Origin of the sequence: Segniliparus sp. (assembly GCF_051660745.1) — a bacterium.
In the GTDB taxonomy this organism is placed as follows: domain Bacteria; phylum Actinomycetota; class Actinomycetes; order Mycobacteriales; family Mycobacteriaceae; genus Segniliparus.
On the sequence record NZ_JBOFQF010000026.1, the window covers coordinates 113,262 to 119,962 of the forward strand.

A 6,701-nucleotide genomic window follows, 5' to 3' on the forward strand; every position below is an offset into this window, starting at 1 on the left:
TACGGCGAAGCGGCGCGCTCACCACGGATCGGCGAACCGCCCGGATGCCGGGGCTTCCTCCCACGGGTCGAAGTCGCGAGGCCGCGCCGACGCCTCGTGTTGGGCCAGCCATTCCTCCTCTTGGTCGGACAAGACGTATTCGCCCTCCGTCTCGCCGAGGCCAGCCCCGGAGGCCTGCTGGGCCGTGGACGGGTCGCAATAGGCCACGCCGCCCGGAGCCCACGGGTCGGCGTACGGGTCGAAGACCTCGGGGCCGTCGCCAGCGGGTGGAGAGCTGTCCCCGCCTTCGGGGGCAGTGTCCTGGTTCGTCGCATCTGCCGGGGAGGATTCCCGCCAAGAGGCGGCACCGGCCCCAAGGACGGGGGCCGTCTCTTCTGAGTCACTGTTCCGATCCAAGGAACTTGTGGTTCCTTGGATCGTCCCCTCAATGGATAGGGGATCGCCAGCGGGGGCAGTCATGCCCCGTTGTCGGGGAGGGACGCATCCCGCAGGCGGGATCGGTCCGCTTTCGTCCCTCACGAGGCTGTCCCCGCCCACGGGGGCAGCCGGGTAGGCGAAGCGGTATTTGTTCGTCGTCTTGTACGAGTTGCCCGCGCGAACCTTCACGATCCACCCCGACCGCAGGTTCAAGCTCACATGCCGCTGCACGGCTTTCTGCGAGAACCCCGTCAGCTCGGCCAGCGTCCGCTGGCTCGGGTAGCACTCCAACGTGTCGAAGTCCGCATACGTCGCCAGAGCGCACATCGTCGTCTTCGTGTGCCGCAACCCCGCGTCCGGCGTCCGCATATACGCCCTCAGCCACTCGAACATGTTCTTCGGTCGACCCTGCCCATGATCGACTTCTCCCATACACACCTTCCCCACGGCACAACGGCCACCAGAGCCCCCGGCTCGACGCCGAGGGCTCGTCATTGATTCTGAACAGCAGGCAGCCGAAACGCGGCAACAGCGCGCACGAGTGCCTTGAACAAACGAACCGGGAGTCCCGGCAATCAGAAAATAAATCCCCTCGATCAAGCAGCCCAACTAGTTTGCGGGCCAGCCGCGATCACCTTCAATCATCGCACGGTTTACCGCGAACGCAAGCGAACACGAGAAAGCGCTTGTCATACGGCGTGTCTACGCGGCCAGACTCAGGGCCAGACCGCGCCCAGCGGGCTTGTCCAGGCTACGATTCTTGATCGCTGGCCGCGCGTTCGCGGCTCCACGGCGATCTGAGAGCGTTTCCCCTGGTCGGCGGCACGCCAGGCCGTACCTCTCGGCGCGTCGTAACGGCGACGAATCAGAGAGACCTCAACCAAGTGGTAGGCGGCTCGTAGTCGTCCTCGCCCGGATCAGGGCCGGAAACCGGCGCGGGCGAAGGCGTAGTCGTCCCGCTCGACTCCCGAGGATAAAACGGACCCATAGCATCGCGAATGAGTTCTCTCGTCTGCTGATCCTCGCCAAACTCCGAGAGCGCTTCTTTGACCTGTCGGTCCACGTCCCGGCACGCGTCCCGCACCGCCCCCTGGAAGAGTTCGGCTATCGAATCGGCGTTGTACTGCTCGATGCCGTTGTCAGCTGTGACCCGAACGGGGTTTTTCTGCGCGTCCACCTCGAAGACGAGCTTCCCGTTAAGACGGGAGCCTTTGCCACGGATCTGCTCGACTCGCTGAGCGAAACGAGCGGCGCGGGACTGCATTTCTGCGATCTTCCCGTCCGTATCCGGGATAGTCACTTCGGTGCCTCGTTTGCAAGATCACCGAAAGCAGATTTAATTTCTTCGAAATTACCACCAGAAATTGGTTGCTGAATATAACTCAAAGGACTTTGCCCAATCCGATTCGCATGGCGCGGATCAGCCCCACGGGAAAGGAGGAGCGCAATCGTTTTAGGGTCGCTCCAATTCGATACAGTCGCTTCATAAAGGGGACTGTTTCCATTGCTGTTTTCCGCTTCGATATCGGCTCCAGCGTCAAGGAGGGCGCGCACTACTTCCACGCCATTAATACTTCTCGCGGCAAAGTGCAGCGGGGTCCATTCTTCATTATCCCGCGCGTTCACGTCGGCCCCAGCTTCGATGAGCTTACGAGTCTGCTTAAGCCGGAACTCGGCCTCGACGCGGCGGCGCTCGTCAACAGGTAGCCCTCGTGTCGCATCCGCGATGTCGAATGTGTCGATTGGGGCGTAATGCAACGGCACACGCCCAGCCTGGTCACGTTCCACGTTCATTTCGGTATACTTTCTCTAAGCTGCTTCGGCATTTCGTCTTTATGACTAGCGTTTCCATAATAATCTTCTACACGGAAGTACTCTGGGTGGCTCTCTAGCTCTTCTTTCAACTGCCTCATGGTCCAACCCTTCTCGATGGCCATATCGCGTAGCCGCCACGCCTCTTGGCCCCAATCATGCCCCATGACCGCTTTCGCCTCAACGGGGTATCGGGTTCCTGTGGACGCGTCGAAATAATATCTACCATTCTCGGTTTTTGGCAAGTCGGTAATGCTCTTGGGGTATTTTCCATCGACAGGTATACGAATATCTTGGTGAACATCGCTCACGTAATACTCTTTCCCGTTCGAATCTGTGTACCGTTTAGCCCGAGCCCAAAACGCATCCTCGAATTCTTTGCTGAAGTGCGGTCGGTAGTCTGTCTTGGTGACGAGCCTGTCGAGGCCGAGGGCCGCGCCGACTGTGGCTGCTTCTGCCGAGCCTGCGGGCATGTAGATGGCTGGGGCGGCTTTGAGCAGCGGCATGAGCTTGTTGATGCCTTGGACCGCCGGTCCTCCCGCGACTGCGGCCATAGGGCTGCACGCGTCGTGCAGGTCTTGCATGATGCGTTCTAGGCTGAGCCGGGTCTTGACAAATTCTGCGAGGTCGTGCACACGTTTGGCCATGCGGGCGTTGCCGAGGTATTCGGACAGGCCGAGAGTGAACGGACCGAGGGCCGCGAAAACGACCTCTTGGATAGCGATTTTCCCTAGTTCTTCCTCCGCTTTGTCGTCCACGTCCTTGCGGGCCTGCTCGACCCGATCCGCGAACTTGAAGCATCCGTCCGCTAGGGCCTGGAAGCCGTCCGCCACGTCCCCGAGCTGCGCCTTCAACAAGGTCAGCCAGTTCACCACGCCCTCGACCTCAGGCGCGGTCTGTTGCTGCACGATGCTGATCGCCGCGTCGCAGGCAGACTGCCCCTGATCACGGAAAAGCTCCCCTGGCTGCCGGAACTGGTGACCGGCCTCTCGCAGCATGTTGACGTCCCCGTCCGGGTACTCCTCTCCGGTGACCATGATGGCGATAATCGGCCACCACCCCGGCGCGGCGGTCGCCGTGCGCCCGAACGCGTCTGGGATGTACGGGACGGGGATCGTCTCGTGCGAGCCGGGAGGGAACGCGGGCGCGTCCGGGTCGTCGCCTATCGCGTGGTTCGCCCCGGAGAAACGCAGCAGGTCCGACATCATGCCCATCGCGTTCAGCGCCGCCGTGGCCGCGTCGATCAGCCCGTCCTCGAAGTCATCGTCGTGCGCGCCGCCCGCGTGGTACTCCCCGCGCAACGCTTTGTTGTAGTACTGGTAGTTCCACACATGCGCGTACGAGTCGCTGCCAGCCATGCCCTTGTACGCCTTCAACGCGCTCACCAGCACGGAGAAACTGTTCGACACCACGCCCAATCCGAGTTCCAACACCTTGCCGGCTCGGGTGAAGTCGGGCGGCGTGACCGCCAACGGGTCCGGGCTCACGGCCACATCCTCTGCTGGTGCTCGATCAGGCCCGTGTAGCGGGTGTGGTCGGACGCGGCTTGCTCTTTGAGCTGCGCGAGACCGTCGCGCATCTTCGCCATTCCCTGGTTCCAGCGTTCCCGATGCTCTTTGTGCGCCTCTGCGGCCTCCCCGCTCCACGCCGAGTGCAGGCGCTCGGCGCGGGCGGACACGTCGTTCAGCCACCCCTGTGTCTTCTCATCGAACGTCCCCAGTCGGTCGATGAACGCCTGGAGCTTTGCAAGGTCGACTTTGTAGAACGGCGCGCTCACCAGTTGAACCTCACCGGCACATGCTCCAACTGCGTCTGGTTCTCTTCCTCGGCCTGCGTGTAGTCCCCGGTCGCCTCCACCACCAGCTCGTCTTCGGCTTTCAGGGCTTCGACGACTTCGTTCCAGCCATGCTTCCACTCCTCCCAGCCAGGGGAGAACTTCGACGCAGCCGCGCCCTTCCAGTCGCCTTCGAGAAGGGCGTCGCCGTCATCGAGCAGGCCCTTGCTCTCGTCGCCCATCGCCTCGACCAGCTCGGAGAGGAACGTATGGAACGCTGTCAGCTCGTCGGCGCTCCACGCGGTGTGCGACGAGCCAGTCACAGCGAACACTCCTTGCGGGCCATACGGCACGATCCTTCCAGCATTCCGGGCTCCGACCCGCGAACCAGCCGGTTCGTAGGACGATGAGGCATCTACTGATCTTGCGCCGATCATAACTCACTTCGCGTCCTGACGCGATAGGGAGTCTACTTTATTTCTACCCATGAGGCGTGCCCGATGTGACTAGCCAAGTTCAAGCTCTCAGCATTGGCCCATGCCCTCGAACGACCGGCGCGGCCAGTGAGCCGCCGCGTCCTGCGCGGCTTCGACCGACACGAGTTCAAACGGATACGCCTCGCCTGGCATGGAACAGGCATCACCCCGCAAGACCTCGGCAGGCTCGCGAGGGTCGGCGTGTCCACGATCTGGAAGTGGGAACAAGGGCAGCGCTCCCCGAACATCGACAAACTCGCCCCTGTCCTCGACGTGCTGGAAGTCCAGCCTGACGCGGTGATCCGAATCCCCGCAGACGAGCTATTCCTGTCCGACCTCCGCAACCTCTCCCGCCTCACCCAGCCGCAACTGGCGAAGGCCGCTGGCATGAGCACCACTGTCCTCTCGATGCTCGAACACGGCACCACTCCCATGACCGACGCGAAAGCGCAAGCTCTTGCCCCGATCCTCGGCGTTCCCGTTGAGGTTATCTACGCCGCATGGGAGCGTGCGCGGGATCGGCCGCCAGGCACCCCGGCCTAGCGTTGCTTGGGGGACCATTCTTGTTTCAGGTCGTAGAGGCATTGGGTCTGGCTCGCGCCCAGAGAGTTGTCACGCTCGACAACGGCATGGCCGTTCACTTTGATAGAGCAGTGCAGAGAGGGCGCGCCCGGCTCGATTGAGGCGGCAGTAACGAGGACCGTATCTGAATCGGCTTTCGCGACGCAAGTCCTCGTGAACGGCAGCGGATACTGCGTCAGCGCTTCGTCGCCGCACAGCGACGGCTTCCTGTTGTGCATGAGCTCTTGATCAGACAGCACCTCCCACGAGACGTACGCATGGTCGAGCCCTACGCCGGTGACGGCAAGCTCGATGGTCGATCCCGCGACCACCGGACCCTGTATCTGACGTTTCAAGAACACAAAGGAGGCGACCGCGCCGACGGCCAAAACCGTCAGGACTACCGCCCCGATAGCAAACGGCCAAAGAGGGATCGACCTTTTGGGTTGCGGCTCCGGTAATCCATGCGGAAGCTCCCCAGGCGGCCACTCGTGCTGCGATACCATCCTTGCAGGATACAAGGCGGTTCCAATCTGTATCGCTGGCGCATTCTGGCAACTGATGCAGAATCAAGAGGGTAGCTTTATAACTTGACAGGTTTTCGGGGATTGTTTGTCCGCCTGATTCGGGATTCTCGTGGTCGAACGGAACCGTGTGGTCGAGTTCCGTTCGCGCTCTTCGGTAGCAGCCGGGGAACCTGCAGTGCTGGTCGCGCGCATTCACATGGGTTTCGAGAGCCGGTGTTGGCTTGTATTGGTCCGGAGTGGTGGTGAAGCGGATGCGTTTGGCGGTTTTGGCGAGCATGCGTGCGAGTTCGAGGTCAATCGGGGCGCCGTCGAGGAGCGCGGGGATGTCTTCTTTCCCGATGAGCGCGGGGAGCTGGACGACGAGTTCGATGTTCTTGGGGTGATGTGCGGGTCTCTGCGCTGCCTTGCAGGACGGCTTGCCGCATTCGCAGACGAGTTGGTTTTCTTCGCCGAGGATCGCGAGTGCGTCGCTGTGCCGGGCGAAGAGGGGACGCGGATCGTCGGGGCACACCGTGCGCGCGATGGCGTCGAGTCGTTCGCGCAACTCTGCTGCCGCTTCCAGCGGCATCGTCCCACGCAAATCCGCCATGCCGTCACTGACCGGGGTGATGGTGAACGAGCGGGACTTGTGGGCGCGTTCGCGCCGCTGTCTGCACCACTCTGGGTCGAGCCGCAAGAACTGGGCCTCCATCAACTGCGAGATCTTCCCGTACGAGTGCGCCCGCCAGCGCGGGGCCTGCACGGCGAGCCACGAGTCCAACTCCTCCCGGCAACCCGAAGGAGCGAAACCCAAGTTCTCTCCCACGAACCGAGCGGCTTTCGCCGTGACCTCGGCCGCCGCCAGCTTCGCCCCGAGTCGCGGGTAGTTCACGGTCATGTCCTCCGCGAACGACAACATGGCCTCCGCCCCGCGCGACGACACCCCGAGCGCCGGGCCGAGTTCCAACAGCACCGCCTCACGCGCGGCGAAGGAGAAGATGCCTTTTCCAGTTTGGCGCTCCTCCACGATCTGGCGCTCCGCGACCTTCTCGGCGATCCTCGCCACCAGCACCGCTTTCCGGGAGAGCAGCAGGGACTCCTCGCGCTCCACTTCTGCGAGCGCGGCGAACAAATCCCTCACCGCCGAACCGGTTC

General features: G+C 62.6%; 9 protein-coding genes. 1 reads left to right on the forward strand and 8 read right to left on the reverse strand.

Annotated elements, in window-relative coordinates:
• Positions 1-18 precede the first annotated feature (18 nt).
• The 6 genes from ACRC20_RS07175 to ACRC20_RS07200 all read right to left on the reverse strand — a co-directional run bounded on the left by ACRC20_RS07175 (position 19) and on the right by ACRC20_RS07200 (position 4,326).
• The gene (locus ACRC20_RS07175; RefSeq protein WP_438685668.1) at positions 19-810 is read right to left on the reverse strand and encodes a helix-turn-helix domain-containing protein; all 792 of its coding nucleotides are present in this window, start codon (positions 808-810) and stop codon (positions 19-21) included.
• Positions 811-1,282: 472 nt separating this feature from the next.
• A complete protein-coding gene (locus ACRC20_RS07180; RefSeq protein ID WP_438685669.1) occupies positions 1,283-1,717 on the reverse strand; it encodes a YbaB/EbfC family nucleoid-associated protein in 435 nt (144 codons plus the stop codon).
• Complete coding sequence (locus ACRC20_RS07185; protein ID WP_438685670.1) at positions 1,714-2,211, reverse strand: ankyrin repeat domain-containing protein; 498 nt, start codon at positions 2,209-2,211, stop codon at positions 1,714-1,716. Before ACRC20_RS07185 ends, ACRC20_RS07180 begins: the two co-directional genes overlap by 4 nt.
• Positions 2,208-3,701: a GH-E family nuclease gene (locus ACRC20_RS07190; protein ID WP_438685671.1), complete on the reverse strand. Its 1,494-nt coding sequence runs from the start codon at positions 3,699-3,701 to the stop codon at positions 2,208-2,210. The genes ACRC20_RS07185 and ACRC20_RS07190 overlap by 4 nt, the downstream gene beginning before the upstream one ends.
• Before the next feature lie 11 nt (positions 3,702-3,712).
• The gene (locus ACRC20_RS07195) at positions 3,713-4,006 is read right to left on the reverse strand and encodes a WXG100 family type VII secretion target (RefSeq protein WP_438685672.1); all 294 of its coding nucleotides are present in this window, start codon (positions 4,004-4,006) and stop codon (positions 3,713-3,715) included.
• A complete protein-coding gene (locus tag ACRC20_RS07200; protein WP_438685673.1) occupies positions 4,003-4,326 on the reverse strand; it encodes a WXG100 family type VII secretion target in 324 nt (107 codons plus the stop codon). The genes ACRC20_RS07195 and ACRC20_RS07200 overlap by 4 nt, the downstream gene beginning before the upstream one ends.
• Positions 4,327-4,566: 240 nt before the next feature.
• On the opposite strand from ACRC20_RS07200, the gene ACRC20_RS07205 reads away from it, so the two are divergent.
• Complete coding sequence (locus ACRC20_RS07205; RefSeq protein ID WP_438685674.1) at positions 4,567-5,022, forward strand: helix-turn-helix domain-containing protein; 456 nt, start codon at positions 4,567-4,569, stop codon at positions 5,020-5,022.
• On the opposite strand, the gene ACRC20_RS07210 is transcribed toward ACRC20_RS07205, so the two are convergent.
• Complete coding sequence (locus tag ACRC20_RS07210) at positions 5,019-5,279, reverse strand: hypothetical protein (RefSeq protein ID WP_438685675.1); 261 nt, start codon at positions 5,277-5,279, stop codon at positions 5,019-5,021. The genes ACRC20_RS07205 and ACRC20_RS07210 overlap by 4 nt on opposite strands.
• Before the next feature lie 10 nt (positions 5,280-5,289).
• The coding region (locus ACRC20_RS07215; protein WP_438685676.1) for a DUF222 domain-containing protein at positions 5,290-6,701 on the reverse strand (1,412 nt) is incomplete at its 5' end.

Bases quoted from the DNA above. Each gene is read 5' to 3' on its own strand.
- ACRC20_RS07175 (WP_438685668.1), bottom strand. From the start codon at position 810: ATGTTCGAGTGGCTGAGGGCGTATATGCGGACGCCGGACGCGGGGTTG.
- ACRC20_RS07210 (WP_438685675.1), bottom strand. From the start codon at position 5,279: ATGCACAACAGGAAGCCGTCGCTGTGCGGCGACGAAGCGCTGACGCAG.
- ACRC20_RS07185 (WP_438685670.1), bottom strand. From the start codon at position 2,211: ATGAACGTGGAACGTGACCAGGCTGGGCGTGTGCCGTTGCATTACGCC.